This is a genomic window from Cupriavidus sp. 05T41 (genome assembly GCF_056396525.1).
In genome coordinates this window covers 1-17,326 of sequence record NZ_JBFTLQ010000120.1, presented here as the reverse complement: position 1 = coordinate 17,326, position 17,326 = coordinate 1, and the positions used below count along the sequence as shown (strand labels likewise).

Genomic DNA, 17,326 nt, shown 5'->3' with positions numbered 1-17,326 from the left:
GGCCCATACGCTCCCCTACCGACGCTTCGCCTACCACCTCGCGGTGGCCTGCGCACGGCTCGGGGCCGATGTGGCTCGCTATTCCTTCATCGTAGTGGACTTGCACCACCAACTCCTTGCCGGTCTCCCGGCGCACTCAGTATATAAATTTCCTGGCATCTGTGGCTCCCCTGCCCAAGTGCTGGGCGACCACCAGGCCTGCGGCAGTTGGATGGACCTCAGCGCCTTCCATGGCTCTCGCCATGGTGCCCTGCTGCGCAAACAACGGCGTGTCCAGGCTTGTGTAGGACGCCGGATCGGTGCAAAGCGGCCCCATGGCACGTTGCCTGAACTTCCAACCAAGCTCCTTTCGCGTGTTCATAATCTCGTGGAGCCGAGCCGACCTCGCAACTCGTCGAGCCAGCCTCGCCCTCAGTGACAGCCAAAACACAACCCGCCACTTCCGTGCTGCTCGCGACGGTATAACGCGCTTTCATCTCACACGTGGCACATAGGTGGGCCGTGCATGGCACGTATATTCCACTTAGGTCCCACGTTGCTGCCACGAAAGTAGATCGTTGCCTGGAGCGGCCTGCTGGGAAGATGGTGCGGTTGCCAAACGCAACGTGCCGGAATCGGCGAGTCCGCCGTTTCCAGGTTGCATCTATCCGCCCGCGTTGGGCTGCTCTCAGACGCGGTTGCCGAGGAGGAAGGCTCATCTGCCGCGTGTGGTGTGTTTATCTGCAAGCGGAAACATGAGTTGGGCGATCGGACGCTTGGTAAGGCGTGATCCATGGTGTCACTCACGTCCTTTTCTTCATTCCCGTGGGTTGCTGGAAGCGCGTTGGTAGGCTCCGAGCGGATCGACGACATGCCGTACCGAGTGATCGCGGCGACCTGGCGGCTGGTTGCCTCATCGCTACGACGCTCGCGTTCCGAGCGATCGGGCGCTTCAGTTAATCCTGCATACGCGCTTAAAGACCCCTTGCCGCGTCAGGGCGGGCTCAAATCTCGCATCGCGGATGCGAACCCTCTGGCGGACCAACGCCCCCGCCAGAGGGTTCGCCGCCATTGTCTAAGGTGAGGTGGAAATCCCAGCAAACGTCGGAAGCGGGAGAGCCATTCGGCGCTTGTCGTAAGTCGCTCCCTGATCGCTCGCTCCGTTGGCATGCCACACGGACGGTTCAGAACACGTCGGGTTTTGAGAGGCTGCGGCGCGGCTGGGCGATCTTTCCGACTGATGCTGCTCTGAGCGCGACTTGCAAACTCTCCGAAATTGGGACGCTCACTGTGGCTCACCGCCCTCCTCAAGTTGGACGGTTCCATCGGACTTGCCGAGAATCCATTCCAATCCGGACGGTGCCTCGTGTCGCGTGTCGTACTGGCTACCCTTCACAATTGGAGGGGCCGGTCGGCGCCATCCCGAATTGGCTTTGCCCGCGTGCCGTGCCAGAGAGCGCCCCAGCCGCGGAAGGTCGGTGCGCCGCGCCACGACTGATTGGCTCGTAAGGGAGCTTCGCGAGCATCTTCAGGTAGGCGGTGGCGTGCGGTTCGGGACTGTCCCCACCTGGGACCGTTTCCTGAACGGATTGGTTGGCTGCGGAGAATTAGTGAGCGTCACGGCAGCCGTGTCATCCAGGCCAAGTGGTGGCGTGAAGTTGGGGACTTGTTCAAACGCGAGAGGTCCGCAACGGCGATTCGGGAACGCGCCTAACCTTGGAAGGTCGATGGCCGGCGTGGGCGGCGGCCTGGATGGATTTCACGGAGACCACTTCATCGTCGGATAGGTGGCGGCATTGCCGGCCCGAACCGTCCCGACTTGGGAAGGTCCGAGTTGCCCAACGGGCAACAGCTTGCTGAAGGGCGCGATCGGCTTCAGAGAGTCTACGTGTTTCCGTGAACCGTACAATCCTGGCCTGCGGGCGGCATGAAGCTCGGGGCTTGTCCTAGGTTGAGAAGGCCCCCCAGAGCGCGCCGACGGTCGTTCCGACTCCGGTGGGCTTCAGGCGGGGTTACCTGTCGGGAATTCGCGGAAGCCGTGTATGCAGCGGCATGGCGGCGTGGAAGCGTCCCAACTTGGGACGCTTCCCGACTTGGGGCAACTTAATGCAGGGATTGATCGGCTTCGGAAAGTCCGTGAGCTTCGCATCGGCCGTTCCATCCTAGCCAGGAGGTGGCATGAAGGTCCGGACTTGTCCCAAGTCGGGGAGGACCGCAGAGCGCGCCCGCGGCTCCCCCAACTTCGAATGGTTTCTGGCCACGATGAGCTGCCTGGCTGCGATCGACTAAGGCTGTGTCATCGTGCGATAGGCAACTGCATGCCCGATCGGTACCGTCCCGACTTGGGATGGCCGGCGGGGCAGGGCCCGAATGCCGCAATTTCCCATGATGGCCGACGAGAATCACTCGTGCTGGGATTAATGAGGGCTCACCGAGCCGCTTCCTAACGGTGGCGTGTGGATCAGGACCGTCCCAACTTGGGGCGGTCCCCCACTTGTCAGCCGTCCCATCCTGGCCGGGAGACGGAATGAAGTTCGGGAGTTCTCCCAAGCTGGGAAGACCCGCAGCGCCCCGGTCGCCTCCAACGTCGGATGGCTTTTGGGCTGGGATCGAACGCCCGGGCGGGATTCAGCGAAGGCGACTCATCGTAGGCTACGCACTAGCGATTGCGGCCCGTCCCAACTTGGGACGGGCCGCAGGGGGCGGCCTTGAAGCCGGAACTTCACACGGCGGGTCGGCTGGCATCAATCACGCTGGGGACGATGCGCTTCGCCGAGACCGATTCTCCCAGGGTGGCACGCGACGCTGGACCGTCCCAAGTTGGGGCGGTCCTCGACTTGTCGGCCGCCCAATCTGGCGGCGAGATCGCATGAAATTCGGGGGTTGTTCCGAGTTGGAAAGGCCTGCAAAGCGCGTCGGTCGCCGCCAACCTCGGATAGCTTTTTGGCTGGGATCAAACGCCCAGGCGGGATTCGTGGAAGGTGACTCATCGTAGGCCACGCACTAGCGATTGCGGCCCGTGACCGTCCCAACTTGGGACGGTTCGCAGGGGGCGGCATCGAAGCCAGAACTTCACACGGCGGACCGGCTGGCTTCACTCACGCCAGGGAAGATGCGCTTCGCCGAGATCGCCTCTCTTGGCGGTGGCACGCGACTCTGGACGTCCCAACTTGGGACGGTCCTCGACTTGTCGGCCGCCCAGTCTGGCGAGAGATCGCATGAAATTCGGGAGTTGTTCCAAGTTGGAAAGGCCTGCAAAGCGCGTCGGTCACCTCCACCTTCGGATGGCTTCTGGCCGGGCTTAGCGCCTGGGCGGGATTCAGGGAAGCCGCGCATCGCAGGATGCACAGCATTTGCGGTTGCGCACCTTCCCAACTTGGGACGGTGCGCTAGGCGCGGCCTAAATGCCGCAACTCTGCCCGGTTGGGATCACTCACGCCGGGAACAGTGAGGTTCACCGAAACCGCTTCTCTAATCGGTAGCCTGCGGCTCTGGACCGTCCCAACTTGGGACGGTCCAGAGCCGCATCAGCCGTCCCGTTGCCCAGAAGATGGCATGAAGTTCGCGAGTTCTCCCAGGTTGGGAACCAGAGCGCCGGCCATCTCCAACTTTGGATGATTTCTGAGTAGGGTCTGAGGCTTAGGCGCGAGTCACAGACCGACTTATCGCAGGCTGCGCAGTAGCAATTGCGGCCTGGAACCGTCCCAACTTGGGACGGTCCACAGGGGGCGGCCTCGACGTCGGAACTTCACTCGGCGGGCCGGCTGGAGCCACACGCTGGGGACGATGCGCTTCGCCAAGGCCGCTTCTCCTAGCGATGGCACGCGACGCGGGACCGTCCCAACTTGGGACGGTCCTCGACTTGTCGGCCGCCCAATTTGGCGGAGAGATCGCATGAAATTCGGGAGTCGTTCCACGTTGGAAAGATCTGCAAAGCGCCCCGGTCGCCACCAATCGGATGTTTTTGGGCTGGGATCGAACGCCCGGGCGAGATTCGTGGAAGGCGAGTCATCGTAGGCCACGCAGTAGCAATTGCAGCCCGGAACCGTCCCAACTTGGGAAGGTGTCCACGGGGCACCGATAGCATCCAAGCGAACTCCCGTGAACCGTTCGAAGTCGGGCAATCCACTACCTTCGGATAGGCGGTCGCTTAGAGTTTCGGGACTGGCCCACTGTGAGTGGAGGCGCCGGGCGCGCATAGAAATGTTCCGGTCCCGGGGGCGCCCGGCCGACTTTCCCAAGTTTGCGCGTTGCCGAATTCGGCTGGCGCACGACGATTCCAAAGGATGAGCCGGTTCCCCCGACGCTCGTTGGCTTTCCCGAACTGATAGGCACGTCCTCGATTTGGATAGCCGATGACCTACCACGCAGACAATCCGCTCTTAGGAATTGGCAGTCGCACTGGGAAGGTCGGTTGGCGCGGGCCTTGTCCGCACCACGGAAAAACAGAGGGCATCCGTTTCCGGTACAAGCTGACGGGCAAAAAAAAGCCCGCGCAATGCGGGCCAGAGACTTGTACAGGGTGCAACTATTTGGGCTGGTGGTGGAACGTTTCGCTAAGGATCTGCCGAATCTGGGTCTCCAGGGCAGCCGTCAGTACTCCGGCCCTGATCTTCACTGTGAAGCCGTTGACGTCCTTCGTAATCGAACCTGCCTGGTCCTTGCCGGAAAAAAACTTGTCAATGCTGCGCTCACTCGCGGAGCTTGGAACTGAAGATTGCCGGGTCGCAAGCGCTTTAATGGCACCGGCAGCTTTACCTTGCTCCATCTTTCCCGAAGCTACGAGCGGCCAAATCGCTTTAGCAGCATCGTTGCCCGCTTCGCCATACTTCCGAATTGTTGTGACGATGGCTTCGGCCGCGCTTCCACCCAGCAGCCGCGGCTGAAGATCGAGATCGCTCAGTACAAAATCTGGTAACTGCGCAAAGCTAAGGAATCGATAGAGGCCACTCTTGGAAAGCCCAAGCGCCTCCGCGAGTCGAACTCGCGAGGGAAATTCCTTCTCCGTCTGCCGGATAGACAGCGCGACTTCGTAATCGGATAGGTCGTCCCGGCTGATGTTCTCGACCATGGCCAGCACCGCCATATCGGCATCGGAGCACTCCACGACGACTGCCTTGACGGTATCAAGACCAAGCATCTTATGGGCGCGCCATCGGCGCTCACCCGCGACAATTTGGTAGCCGCTTTCAGCCCGGCGTGCCACGATGGGCTGCATTAAGCCGACTTCGCGAATCGACTCTGCAAGCTCTGACAGCTTGACTTCATTGAACACGCGTCGAGGCTGCCATGGGTTCGGCACGAGGTCGGCAATAGCGAGCTGAGACGCGACGCCCTTTGCTTCCAACTCCTGGACACGGAGTTGCGCAACGGCCAGTGCACCAGTCAGGCCAGGCGCCGTCTGGGTTCGATCGGTGCGCTTGACCTCGTCTTGATTAATCGCCGAGGTCTTCCGAATGCCCGCCGTCTTGGCCAGCAGCTGCTCTCGCATATTGCTCATTGCGCGTTCCTCCACTTTTCAGCATAGATATCATCCAACCACCGGCAGTAGTCAAAGATAGGTTGGCGCACTCGCTGCAGCGACTTCGCAGCACTATGCGTGCTGCTCACGTCAAAGACGGTCGAGAATGCCAGCGCGCCGGTGCTCATGACGGAACTCGCTGGCACTTCAATCGAATGCAGCCAGCTCTCATATGCGCTCTGCGCCCAAGCACGCACGATGGGCGCAGATGAGGTGCGCCCATAGTCGACCTTTGATAGCAGCAATGAAACGAAGTCGTACTTCTTGTCGGCTTCATATTTAATGAAGCTCTTCGACACGTCCGAAAACAGGCGCCAGAAGGACAACGAGCTGATGAAATCGAGGTTCTCAGGAACCATCGGCATGACCATCGCGTCTGCAGCGAGCAAAGCGTTCAGGTTAAGGTAGGAAAGCGAGGGAGACGTATCCATGAGGATATAGTCGTAGTGCTTGCGCAAAGGCTCCAACCCTTCCCTCAGCACCGTCCAGAAGCGGAAGCCAGCCTTGATTTTCTGCATCGCGGGCAGATGGAACTCAGCCCCGATAAGTTCTGTGTGCGCGGGAATCAAATCCAGGCCATCCCAATAGGTCGACTGAATGCTTCCCAGCAGTCCCCCCTCGATTTGCTGGTCATAGATGTAGGGCAGCACCGTGTCATCCGGCGAGACATCCTTCTCGGCATACAAACCGCACAGCTCCGAAAGCGAGGCTTGCGGATCGAGGTCGACAACCAGAACTTTTCGGCCGCGCAGGGTCAGCCCTTGCGCAAGACACATGGTCGTGGTGGTTTTTGCGGACCCGCCCTTGAGCTGGGCAGTGATGATGATTTTTCCCTCAGGCTCCCTCGTGCCAGTGACGAGCGGTGTCTGATAGATGTCGGAGACCTTCTGCACCCAGATACGCGCCTCTTCCAGCGTGAAGGTCCTGGTACGCCCAGTACCCGCAGCCTTCCCTGGCGGGAGGTCGCCATCCCCCTTAGTCGCAAGATACTGCACTTGCGAGTGCGAGATGTTGCACAAATCTGCAATCTCCCCCGTCTTGAAAATTGGTGCGGCTTTCCGCGGCCGCGGTGCGAGAATCGTCTCGCGAAGTTCATGGGTAAAAATGGTGACCTTTTCCGCGAACTGGGATATCTGCTCAAGCGGTACAGTTCGGTCGACTGCTGGAAGTTGGCTTGTTTTCACCATTCTGAGGTTTATCCGAAGTATTCAATAAAGCTCAGAATACCTGAAATGTTTAAGGAACGGCGCATAAATCGCTGATTTGTAATGGAATCTTCCGTGAGGACAACCATTTTGCCTAAATTTTAGGCAATTTCAGCCGCCTAGATATTCACAAAACAAATCTAGGGCATCCGTCCGTCGTACACACCCAGACCCGGATCAGCACAAATGACCTCACCTTCTATGGCGCCTCGCGCCGAAAGCGCCTGCCAAGGTGAGGTCATTTGTGCCGTTCGGCAGAACCGTCTAAGTGTGTTTTGGGTGAACAGGCACAATGGACCTCACCTTCGCTTCGGTCCAACTCAATGCCTGGCAAGACAGAGGAGGGCCCCCTTCGGCCCTCAGCACAATCGACCTCACCTTCGGTCGACTTGAAGACGGAACTCCTGAGGGAAAAGTAGTGACCGAGGCAGTTACCTGTGTCCCAGGTCATGCCCGCGGATACCGTATCGTCATGCGCGTCCTCGCCTCCTCCACACAGCATCTCAAACGGGCACATATCGGAGCTATCAATGCACAATAGACCTCACCATTCACTGCCCCCTGAGACGCGCTTAGACGGTGAGGTTCATTGTGCAAATAGAACCGCTATGGAAGCGACACAAAGAACCTCACCTTCCGTGGTTCACAAAGAACCTCACCATGGCGTTGAGGGTGGCATAGCTCATTGAGGCGATTGGCGCACCTTGATCCAAACGACCCCTCTCGGGGAGGCTTCGTGGCATTGGACGGGTGCTTCTTAGATCATTTCAACGCTCGGCCCAAGTAGTTGGGACACGATGGCAGTGGCCACGCTGCGCCCGCACATCGATCAGAGGGCCGATGCCCTGCGATCATTTCTTGTTTCTGGAGTAGGTCTATGTTGGTTTGTTTTTTTTTGAAGTAAACCACCCAACCAACAAACAGAGGATCACGAACTCCTTTTTGATCAAGGACTTAACCTTAGAAAGGTGAAGTTTTCTGTGCCAAAGGTGAGGTTCAGTGTGTCGCCATGGTGCGGTTTACTGTGCGGGCACGGTGAGGTCTGTTCCACGACAAGGTGAGGTTGCTTGTGCTGGCACCTCGATGGTGAGAAGTATTGTGCGCCACCTGTGCACAAGTCCATTTTGCTCAGGCTGGTCAACGCCTGAACCGTAGTGGTGACGAGTCTGGGTGAGGTTCGTTGTGCATCAGGTGAGGTTCATTGTGCGCAGAGTTCCGCCACGCTGATTCCGAGCGCAGAAGGACAACGGGATGGTGAGGTTTGTTGTGTTGACAGGACCTCACCATCACATGCTAGAGTCCGTCGAGCACCAAACGAGCGAGAAGACCAGTATGGCGACGGACAATCCGGTGGAGGTCAATGCGAGGACGACACCTCGCCAAATGGCACTGGCATTGTTCGAGGACATGTTCGACCTCGGGATGCCTATCAACGAGGCAAACCGTGAAATCGGCTATCAGCGAAACAATTTCTTCACGGAAATTGTCAACATGGGGCTGGCGGCGCGACGGTTCCTGGACGCCGCGTATTTCATCGTTGCACAAGAGCCGGAAATTCGTGACCAGTACGATGTCGAGCTGAACTACTTCAAGTGGTTGATGCGCTATGACAGTCGCAACCTGAAACATCTACGTACCGTCGCCGATGAAGCCCAGAACGCCAAAGTTCGGGTAACGAATACACCGTCGGGCCAGGAGCCTGATGAGGACGATATCTGGATCCAGGTCCAGCTCATCGGCATGGTAGCGATGCACCGTGGCCGCATCCGCTTCGATGTGCATCACAGCTTGATCCCACACATTCGAGATCCCCGCAAGTCTCACTGGCTGAGCCTTCGTATATCAACGGCTTTTACCAGGAGTCTCGCACGGGCCATCTATGACAAAGTCCTGCCAAGCGTGCCTGGCGGACGTACAGACTGGATCAAGCTCGATGAGATGCGGACCTGGCCTGGCAAGATGGGCGCGAATGCAACCATCTTCAAATACTTCAAGCGCGATTGGCTGGAGCCGGCGGTCCGCGAAATCAATGAGATCTCGGATATCGAGCTCTCCTATGAGACCAAGACCGAGTCCACGTCATCGAAGAAGGTCGACCGGATTCGCTTCATTCTGAAACGCAAGGACACGGCCGACGCTGTCATGGCGAGTCTATCGGACGCCAGCCAGATCTATAAGATCCTGAAGGAAGAGTTCAACCTCTCAACACGGCAATTCAGCGAGATCTCCGAGAACCGCGAGACATGGAGCGATGATCGCATCCTGCAGGCGATCGAGTACACGCGGTTCAAGCTCAATCGCGGTCAGGTGAAGAAGAGTCCCGCTGGTTATTTGATGAAAGCGCTGCGCGACAACTGGCGGATGTCGGACGCCGAGCGGACGATGGTTCAGGTTCAGACTGATCTGCTCGTGGAGAAAGAACAAAAAGAAGCAGTGAAGATTGCTGTCAAGACAAGCGTGGAGCGCAGTGTTGCCTCACGTGAAGTCGAGACCCGCACGCGCATGAACGAAGAATCGCAACAGGGACGCGAACACTTCGGGGCATTGGATACCAAAGCGCGATTGGAGTTTGTCCGCGCATGGCTGGCTTCGCGTGAGGGCAAGCTTGTGTTGAGACGGATGAAGTTGGAGCCCTCATCCGTGTCCGAAGAAATCATCCTGGCCAACTCAGAGCTGGCATGGTACTTGGGCCAATTCGTTTTCGGTCGCCAAGCATCCTCGCACGCTTGAGCGCGCAATTCGTCCCAGCCAGAACCGATTTCTTGAGTGCGCACCACCCTGCGCGACGCGCAAGGTCTCCTTCAGAGCGGCCTTGGCCCTGCGCAAGCCGAGCAGCGCCGCTGACAGGACAGGTTTGGGAGCGGTGATGGCGAAGGTTCGGTTGATGCGACGGTCCGAGTCGATTTCGTGTTCCTGCGCGGCGCTAAGGCAGCATAGAGCGTGCAGGTTGTCGCTGAGGATTTTGGCGCCGAAGTCCTGCCTAGCGGCCAACTGTGACAGGCCGGATAGATGTTCGGGTGCCATGCGGTGCTTGAGGCGCCAGCGTTGATGGTTGAGATCGCGGAAGGTGGGCGCCGGATAGCGCTGCATGTCGAGCAGATTGGTGATGAGCACGCGTACCTTGCCGGCGGGCGAGATCTGCCGGATCAGCCGAACGGTCTGCCGGGTAGCCGCACACTCATAGTCGCGCGCGTCGACGCGGGCAGGAGCCCGTAGCTGTGCGTCGGAGGGGGCAGCCAGGTGCGACGCGCGACCGCCGAGCCCGCCAGTCCTACGCGTAGGACTGGAAATCCCGGAAAGGCGCCGATTTTTGGTGCGCTTTCGGGCTATCGGAGCTTTCCCAATGGGACTCCGGTCGGAATGGTTGGTCGATGCCTGAGACAGGCGGGGGAAATCGCTTGCTCAAACGGCACCCCGGCCGAGCCTGGCCGAGTCAGAGGGTCTTTTCAGCATGGCGAACCGCGAGAGGGAGTCGGGATGAGCTGCCCGAAGCGGGAGGCTGCTGACGCGGCGGCGCACTCTCGCGCTGCAGTGCGCCCCGCTGTCCTTGTACCTGGCTGCCGGGCTGCTGGCCTTGCGACTAACGCGACGGCTGTTGGCCGTAGCCATCATTGTCACTGGCACCGCCACCCTGGCGGTTGCCAAGCATCTGCATCTGATCGGCAACGATCTCGGTGCTGTACTTTTACACACCGGACCGGTCTGTCCATTTGCGGGTGCAAATGCGACCCTCGATATAGACCGAAGACCCCTTCTTCAGGTACTCGCCCGCAATCTCCGCGAGCTTGCCGAAGAACGAGATGCGATGCCACTCGGTGGCTTCCTTCATCTCGCCACTAGTCTTGTCCTTGTAGCGATCGGTGGTAGCCAGACGAATGTTCGTCACCGCGTCGCCACTTGGTAGATAGCCCGCTTCAGGGTCGGCCCCGAGATTGTCGTTATTGTCGGGAAATCCCATTATCTTTTTCCCTCAGAGGAAGACCTTGGAATCCTTGTCCAATCTCCTTCGCTCTCCCGTCCGCTTGTTCTTCACGCTGATGGTCATCTATGTGGCGTCCCATTCAGTAGTCTGTGGCGTCTTCATGGCGATCGGTCGGGCGATTATTCGATGCTCAGCAGAGCAAGGAATCCTTGAGGCGCCAACGCGCTTACGTGATGCCCATGCACCAAGTAAGAGCGCCGCCGAAAGGAAGGTGAGACACCTGCGGACCAAGTGTGGCCAGGCCCGAATCGGTGCGTCTAAGACGCACGCGTGCCCATCAAGTTAAACCTATTTCAACGGCGGCGCACCGCCACGAATAGAGTCAGTGCGCATTCCCACAGGGCCCAGCAGATGCCAAATGCCAGCAGAAACTTGAAAAAGCGGAAGAGTTCGTATTCCGTCATGGTGTATGTCGACCTATCTTGGTTCGTTGCGGTTGGTTCTACTGTACCCGCCCCCTTCGGGAGTCAAGGGGGTCGGGACCCACTCCTATTCGTGCATTGTTCGCGCAACCGTGTGGACGTAGGTTAGATGGTCGCGCATAGCGTTCTGGCAGATGCCTCTAGTTGCTCGCCTTTCTGTCTCCGGAGGCGGGTCGCCGCCTACTCGGGCTCGGCGTATGGGCCGTGCGGGTGGTTGCGACTCGGGATGTTGGCTTCTTCGAAGAAGTCTTGGGTGTCACCTTCTTCGGTGTCGTCTTTGGTGCCGTCTTCATTCTGGCCGTCGTTGGTTCCGCCGGTCGCGGTGAGAGGGCAGGCTCAGGGCCACGCAGGCCGATGCCCGCCTCAACCGCTCTCTCGGCCAGCATCTTCAGCACGAAGACGCGGTCCTTCGCCGTGGGAATCTCATTGAGGTAGGCCAGCAAGCGGGGCGTCGTGTATTGGGTCAATGTGATCTGCATTTGGAGGCTTTGCATACGTGATCGCTAATGTGTTGTTGGCTTCATCCAAATCTGGCCATCGCATCGTTCAGCGCGCCAACGTCCAGAATGGTGAAGGCATCCGTCGTATCCACTGACGACGCACCACCTTGCGGCGCCGCGATGGACGGGCTAGTCGGGACTGGCATGAGCGGAGAGTTCGTTTCTAGCCTGTGTTCCCTGATATCGACATTGCTATCTGTTGGGATGGCGCCCCCCGCTGGGAGGGGCGTCCTGGTCGGCGCGTTTTCAGGTGCTGGTAGCAATCCCACGGGACCCGCGCCGCCAAGCGCCCTCAACCCGTGCTGCGCGAGCAGTCGAAATACAAAGGCACGCTCGCGAGCGCCGGGTATCTTTCGCAGATAGGCCAACAGGTCGGGTGCAGCTTCGGGGGACAGCGTGATCGTTATCTGCAGCTTGTCCATGTCCTGCCGGCTCAGGAAGACTTCGACACATGGCGTGCAGAGCCGATCGTATGGAAGCCCCGAACATTGGCAAAGCAGGGCGCATCCATTACATGAATGTCGTTGTGCGGAAACGCCGCTTGAATCGTTGGCGCGTACAAGCTCGCTCCGCCTCCGGTCAGGATGATGGCGCGAATATCCTCGGTGCGACCGACACGCGTTTGAACTTCCATCACGGACTGCTGCGCAACCGCAATGGCTTCGTCAACGAAGGGGCGCAGATCCAGATCCTTGCGATAGAAGAGCATCGGCTTAGCCTCGCGGATTGCCTTGTCGATCCGCTCGATGCTGTCCACCGCTGCGCCCTCGGCCTGCGAGATGAGCCTCGCCACCTGCTGATAGATACGAGATGCACCGCCTGGCACGCCACCGCTGCGGGTGTCGTCCATCGTATAGCCGCGTGCGACCACCCAGTCGGTCGTGAAATAGCCGACGTCAATCACGAGATAGGCGTTGTCGGGGTCGTACTGCTTGGCGCACTGCTGGATGAATGTGACCAATGTTCCGATAGGCTGAGGCAGCGGCAGCACGTTGTGCACCCGGATCGGACCCCAGCCGAAGTCGAGTTCACCACTGAAGCGGTCCTTCAGGTAGCCGGCGTACTTCTGGGTGTTGTGCACGGGAAGTCCCAGCACCAGGCGGTCAATCTCGGTGGCGTTCGAATAGCGCAAGGACCCGCCCAGCAGCGCAGCGTAGTTCGGGGTCGTGACAAAGTCTTCGGACAATGACCGGCCAGTGTTCCCGTATGCGGCGCTGATGGATACCTCCGGCCCGACCTCGTATCGCGCCCCGTCGACGACCACGTCGACGACATTCCGGGCACGTAGGATGGAGCCGCTATGCGGCGTCAACGAAGAGGTCGCAGCTAGCGGCGCCAGCGACGGAAACATGCTGGTGGCGACGTCAGAGCCGAGCGGGAATGCGGACTTCGTGTTGCCATAGCCGACATCGATTGCGACGGTCGAAACTTTCATGAGCGGATACTCCTTGGTGAGTGCCTATCGGGTATTGATGGCTCGAAGTGCCACTAGGGCGGACTTGGACCGAGCAAGACAAACCAGGGTGGTTGCTCGTAGTCCCACTTCCCCTGATCTGATCGGACTTGCTCGGTTCAGCTTTGACCAAGTCCCTCTACGTGGCACATCGACAGACCAACTCTACCGCCAAAGAAACAAAGTCAAGCCGACGTAACGTCACGAATTTCACGCACGATTCGCGGCCTCTCCGGCTTGCACAGCTGCGCCTGGCCGGCTATCCTTGTCGTACTTCTCGCGTCCCCGACGCATCGACCTACCGCCACGTTGGCGGCCATCCCAAGCACCGAAGCCGCCCTGAAAGGGGTTGTCGGTCGCCACGCTGTCCGAGCCGCACACTGTCGCGGCATTTTTTTCTTTCGCCACAAACACAGACTGGCTGACACTGAGGACACCGGACACTGCAATGCCATATGGCTTTGCGGGTTGTCTGGAAGACTTGGACGTGATGAGGACATGTGTAGACCGGACACTCGGACACATTTGCTGCCTCCTTAACCTGAACACGCCTGACAGCGAGATGCGGGGTAGACGAACACTGCGGGCCCGATACACGGCGGTCCAGATGTCGTCACCTGGGGGGCGGGGGATTGCATGGCGCAAGGTCATGAACTCTCTGGAACGATACGAGCACGGTGAGCGCGACCGTCTAAAGAAACAGCGCAACGAGAGTTACACGGGTGGCGACGGCTGGTGCGCAAGCACTGGTTGACGTACATGGCGGGAGCGATCCCGACAACCGAGTAGCCCGAACCCTCATGGCCGGACTGCGCGCAGCGCGACTGGCGGGGAGGGAACGGGACGGTCATGACACGCACTTCCACGTGTGGGGCCGACCAGCAAGGGGATCGCTAAAGGATCGGAAGGCAGGACCGTAGCCGACGGAAAACGGCAATACAGCAAGCGCCAGAGACGGCTATGCACCACGCGTCACGGGGGACGCAGGGACGGGTCGGGCGTGCAGGACAACGCAAAATGAGAGGAATTTCGAATGCGGCAGTCAACAGTGCTTGATGTGCGCGGCCTTCTGGCAAGGTATAACCTGCCGACGCGCTTGAAGGCCGAAATCGAGGTGGCGGTGATTGGGAACGTGAGGAAGATCCTGAGCCAGACACGGATCAGCCACAAGAATGCTTCGATCAAGACGCAGGAGCGGCGAATGTACACGGTGTGCCGCTCATTCGTGGAACTGCACGCGTGCGGGTTCCACGTCGAGAGCCCGCATTCGCTGAGGCACAAGCATGTGCAGACGCTGGTGGACTACTGGTTGTCGCAGAAACAGTCAGGCGGGACGATCGAGAACAAGCTGTCACACCTGAAGGCGTTCAGTCAGTGGATCGGGAAACACAACCTGATCCGCACCTTGGGGGACTACGCCGACCGCGAGGAGCACGGGCTGGTGCGTAGCTACGTGACGATGACGGACAAGTCCTGGGAGGGCAACGGTATCGACGCCGTGGCCAAGATTGCGGAGATTGGAGCCGAGCACCCACGCGTGGCGGTGCAACTCAAGCTGCAAGCGGCATTCGGCTTGCGCATCGAGGAGAGCTATTCGCTGAAGATCCGCACGGCACTTCGCAATCTGGACACGCTACGGGTGGTAGATGGGACGAAGGGCGGCCGCAAACGCGAGGTGCCCGTGCAGTTGCGGCTGGCGGTTCTGGAGGAGGCGGCCGCCCTGGTGGATCCGATGAGCGGATCAACGACACCGTCGTGCTATTCGATCAAACAGTGGCGGGGTCACTACAACAACGTGCTTCGAAAGTACGGGATTTGCAAGAAAGGGCTCGGTGTGACTAGTCATGGGCTGCGACATCAGTATTTGCAAGAGTTCTACAAGACGTTGACCGGCGTGGATGCGCCGATCAAGGGCGGGTCTGCACCAGACATCGAGGCGCACCGTCAGGCGATCTTGGCGGTCGTCGAGGCGGCTGGGCACAGCAAGCCGTCGAAATCTAGCGCTTACCTGTCGACCTTCACCGCGATGGCGCGTCAGGAGAAGCCGCGGGTCACAGCCGAGCAGGCGCAGTCTGCGCTCCTCGCCGTCGAGGGCAATAAAGCGAAGGCCGCGCAAGTGCTTGGTATCTCACGGCAGGCGCTTTACCGGCTATTGGGAAAGATCGCGGCGATCGGCGAGAGCTAAACAGGAGTCAGTCATGTTGGAAGTGCAGCAGTACGAAGATCGCGTGTACACGACGCAAGAGCTTTGCGATATCTTGAGACGCGGGGTGGACCCCGAGGCGTTGGCAGCGTGGCCGTTGGTGGCTTTGCCCGAGTACGTCATTGCGGTGGCGCGCGCCGAGGCGTTGACCTATCCGGACGTATTGGACGAGGCGCAGAGGCGCCGTCGAGGCCTGCGCACCGAGTGGGGCATGCTGGTGGTCGATTTGCGTTGGATGCCGGATGACCCAGCGGGATGGACGCTCGATGTGCAGGTGTTTTTAGCGGAAGATCCTTGCTTGGAGCTGACCCACTTGCGGCGGGCGCCGGGCGAAACCGTGAGGATCTTTCTGAGTGACTTGGCAAAATGCGTCATCGAATACGGGCCGGCGGCATCAGCGATCGAGCGTCTAAGAGAGATCGGGGTGAGCTTGGCCGATAACGACGAGACCGGGCAGGCCTTTGCACTCATCGGTTGTGATCCGCCGGGCCGAAACTTGGATTTCACAGCGCTTGGTGGGTTGCTCTCTGCGTGGCTATTGCAGGCTGACGTCGAGGGCACGCTGCGTGCCGTGCGTGACCCGGCGGTATTGTTGTCCGTGACCGAAGAGAGCAGGTTGCCGATTATTCGGGTGGTCCTGCATTAGCGTCTTGGCGCGGACCTAGGCGCTGGAATGTCCCTCGAAAGACGCAAGAAACACGCGTCTTTCCGCCAATAGGGTGGACTCATGTGCTCGGGGTCCCCTTGTGTTCCGGCTTGACTCGCCGCGAGTTGGTCCGGCGGCGAGCCCGCAGCGGGCGATCACCGCAGGAAGGACGGCAGGTACGGGGAGTCATCCCAGTGACCGGTCGCGCCCCACCAGCATAAGAACAGGATGAGGGCGATGACGAAAATGGCGCCAGAGCGGGCCTCCTCGTCGGTGCGGATGGTATGGATGATTTGCTTGAGGCGTTCCATGTCGTTCTCCTGAATTAGCCGCGGGCGAAGACGGCCCGAATGAAGGGCAGGGAACCGGACCGGAGGACAGGATGCCGAGCGTCCTGGGCCTCAGGGGCCTCAGACAGTTCAATAGCAACGGATGTGAGCGTGGCGAGGCTGACCTTGCGGCCCGCCATCTCGCCCGGACGCGGCGTCGGTGCAAGCAGCGTCATCGGCGTCACCAGGTATGCCCCGTCGAGGCGCGGGAAAGGATCGACGTCGGCGAGGTTGGCCATCTCGGCGATGCTCACGACGGCGTACCACGGAGTCGCGTCGTTTCGTGCCGCATAGGCCGCAGCGCCGACACCGGGCACGTAGACTGCCTTCCACAGATAAGTGGGGATGGCGACTCGGTCGTCCAGACGTGCGGATAGCGCGGCATCGAACGCCAGGCCGGTCACAACGAATGCCTGGCCGTAGTCGCGCACCATGCGGCGGGTCGACGTCTCGATATGATTCCACAGCCTCCGATTGCTGACCGACGACTGCGGCACGACGTTGGCGTGACTGAAGCTCTCGGCTTGCGAGGCCTGGTCGGGGAAGTCGGCCGACGGCGCGAGGTGGCCCCGATCAAGGCCGGTGCCGCGCCGGTAACCCGACAGGTGTGCACGGTCTGCTGCCGGAATCATTGGGCTACCAACGCTCTGCTATCTTTAGAGGGTTCAGGAGGTTCCTATTTACTTTGGGTCTTTGCAGCCCGTGCCGCACTCCATAGGGACCCTGGATTCGCACGGTCGGGATAGAGCGTAAGCATTTGATCGTATAGCTCGCGGGCCGATGTCGTAGATTCATCCAGTCGGATGAAGTCGCGAATGTACCTACGTGTCTCTTCAATATTGCGAGGGCTGTCGTCTTGGGTTGGAACCTTATGGCCAGCGACCACAAATTTAGGGTTCAACGCATCGATCTTGTCCAGCGCGGCTATCCACTGGAGTTGGTCGCGCCGGGTCGACTCGCTCAAGTAGGGGTGAATGCCGTTGTAGACGGCGTCCCCTGCAACGACCAAACCGATCGAGGGGACGTGTAGGCAGGTTGAATTGTCCGTATCCGTATGGCCAACTCTGACAACGGAAAGCTTCTCCC

The 17,326-nt window shown here is 59.7% G+C and carries 10 protein-coding genes and 1 pseudogene; 3 read left to right on the top strand and 8 right to left on the bottom strand.

What is annotated here, in order from left to right; translation table 11 throughout:
- Positions 1–4,507: 4,507 nt before the first annotated feature.
- Both AC1DKV_RS37435 and AC1DKV_RS37430 read right to left on the bottom strand, forming a co-directional pair.
- Positions 4,508–5,479, bottom strand: coding sequence for a ParB/RepB/Spo0J family partition protein (locus tag AC1DKV_RS37435; protein ID WP_441623273.1), 972 nt, complete (start codon positions 5,477–5,479; stop codon positions 4,508–4,510).
- Positions 5,476–6,687 carry a ParA family protein gene (locus tag AC1DKV_RS37430; RefSeq protein ID WP_441623271.1) on the bottom strand — a complete coding sequence of 404 codons (1,212 nt, stop codon included), beginning with the start codon at positions 6,685–6,687 and terminating at the stop codon, positions 5,476–5,478. The genes AC1DKV_RS37435 and AC1DKV_RS37430 overlap by 4 nt, the downstream gene beginning before the upstream one ends.
- A gap of 1,350 nt (positions 6,688–8,037) precedes the next feature.
- Between AC1DKV_RS37430 and AC1DKV_RS37425 the strand changes: the two genes are divergently transcribed.
- The gene (locus AC1DKV_RS37425) at positions 8,038–9,435 is read left to right on the top strand and encodes a replication initiation protein (RefSeq protein WP_441623274.1); all 1,398 of its coding nucleotides are present in this window, start codon (positions 8,038–8,040) and stop codon (positions 9,433–9,435) included.
- Here the strand turns inward: AC1DKV_RS37425 and AC1DKV_RS37420 are convergent.
- From AC1DKV_RS37420 to AC1DKV_RS37410, 3 genes and pseudogenes are all read right to left on the bottom strand, one after another.
- Positions 9,373–9,819: a hypothetical protein gene (locus AC1DKV_RS37420; RefSeq protein WP_441623269.1), complete on the bottom strand. Its 447-nt coding sequence runs from the start codon at positions 9,817–9,819 to the stop codon at positions 9,373–9,375. The genes AC1DKV_RS37425 and AC1DKV_RS37420 overlap by 63 nt on opposite strands.
- Positions 9,820–10,303: 484 nt before the next feature.
- Positions 10,304–10,663: pseudogene (ssb, locus tag AC1DKV_RS37415) on the bottom strand (single-stranded DNA-binding protein); the annotation flags it as partial.
- A gap of 1,379 nt (positions 10,664–12,042) precedes the next feature.
- Positions 12,043–13,044: a PRTRC system protein D gene (locus tag AC1DKV_RS37410; RefSeq protein WP_441623267.1), complete on the bottom strand. Its 1,002-nt coding sequence runs from the start codon at positions 13,042–13,044 to the stop codon at positions 12,043–12,045.
- Positions 13,045–14,095: 1,051 nt separating this feature from the next.
- On the opposite strand from AC1DKV_RS37410, the gene AC1DKV_RS37405 reads away from it, so the two are divergent.
- Complete coding sequence (locus AC1DKV_RS37405) at positions 14,096–15,247, top strand: integrase domain-containing protein (RefSeq protein ID WP_441623265.1); 1,152 nt, start codon at positions 14,096–14,098, stop codon at positions 15,245–15,247.
- A gap of 13 nt (positions 15,248–15,260) precedes the next feature.
- Complete coding sequence (locus AC1DKV_RS37400) at positions 15,261–15,911, top strand: hypothetical protein (protein WP_441623264.1); 651 nt, start codon at positions 15,261–15,263, stop codon at positions 15,909–15,911.
- Positions 15,912–16,066: 155 nt separating this feature from the next.
- Here AC1DKV_RS37400 and AC1DKV_RS37395 read toward each other — a convergent pair whose 3' ends face one another.
- The 3 genes from AC1DKV_RS37395 to AC1DKV_RS37385 all read right to left on the bottom strand — a co-directional run.
- Positions 16,067–16,222: a hypothetical protein gene (locus tag AC1DKV_RS37395; protein WP_441623262.1), complete on the bottom strand. Its 156-nt coding sequence runs from the start codon at positions 16,220–16,222 to the stop codon at positions 16,067–16,069.
- 14 nt (positions 16,223–16,236) lie between these two features.
- Positions 16,237–16,872 carry a DNA/RNA non-specific endonuclease gene (locus AC1DKV_RS37390; RefSeq protein WP_441623260.1) on the bottom strand — a complete coding sequence of 212 codons (636 nt, stop codon included), beginning with the start codon at positions 16,870–16,872 and terminating at the stop codon, positions 16,237–16,239.
- 44 nt (positions 16,873–16,916) lie between these two features.
- The coding region (locus tag AC1DKV_RS37385) for an MBL fold metallo-hydrolase (RefSeq protein WP_477139411.1) at positions 16,917–17,326 on the bottom strand (410 nt) is incomplete at its 5' end.

Excerpts from the sequence above, each read along its gene's own strand:
- AC1DKV_RS37435 (WP_441623273.1), bottom strand. The coding sequence starts at position 5,479 with ATGAGCAATATGCGAGAGCAGCTGCTGGCCAAGACGGCGGGCATTCGG.
- AC1DKV_RS37395 (WP_441623262.1), bottom strand. The coding sequence starts at position 16,222 with ATGGAACGCCTCAAGCAAATCATCCATACCATCCGCACCGACGAGGAG.
- AC1DKV_RS37390 (WP_441623260.1), bottom strand. The coding sequence starts at position 16,872 with ATGATTCCGGCAGCAGACCGTGCACACCTGTCGGGTTACCGGCGCGGC.
- AC1DKV_RS37410 (WP_441623267.1), bottom strand. The coding sequence starts at position 13,044 with ATGAAAGTTTCGACCGTCGCAATCGATGTCGGCTATGGCAACACGAAG.
- AC1DKV_RS37405 (WP_441623265.1), top strand. The coding sequence starts at position 14,096 with ATGCGGCAGTCAACAGTGCTTGATGTGCGCGGCCTTCTGGCAAGGTAT.
- AC1DKV_RS37400 (WP_441623264.1), top strand. The coding sequence starts at position 15,261 with ATGTTGGAAGTGCAGCAGTACGAAGATCGCGTGTACACGACGCAAGAG.
- AC1DKV_RS37430 (WP_441623271.1), bottom strand. The coding sequence starts at position 6,687 with ATGGTGAAAACAAGCCAACTTCCAGCAGTCGACCGAACTGTACCGCTT.
- AC1DKV_RS37425 (WP_441623274.1), top strand. The coding sequence starts at position 8,038 with ATGGCGACGGACAATCCGGTGGAGGTCAATGCGAGGACGACACCTCGC.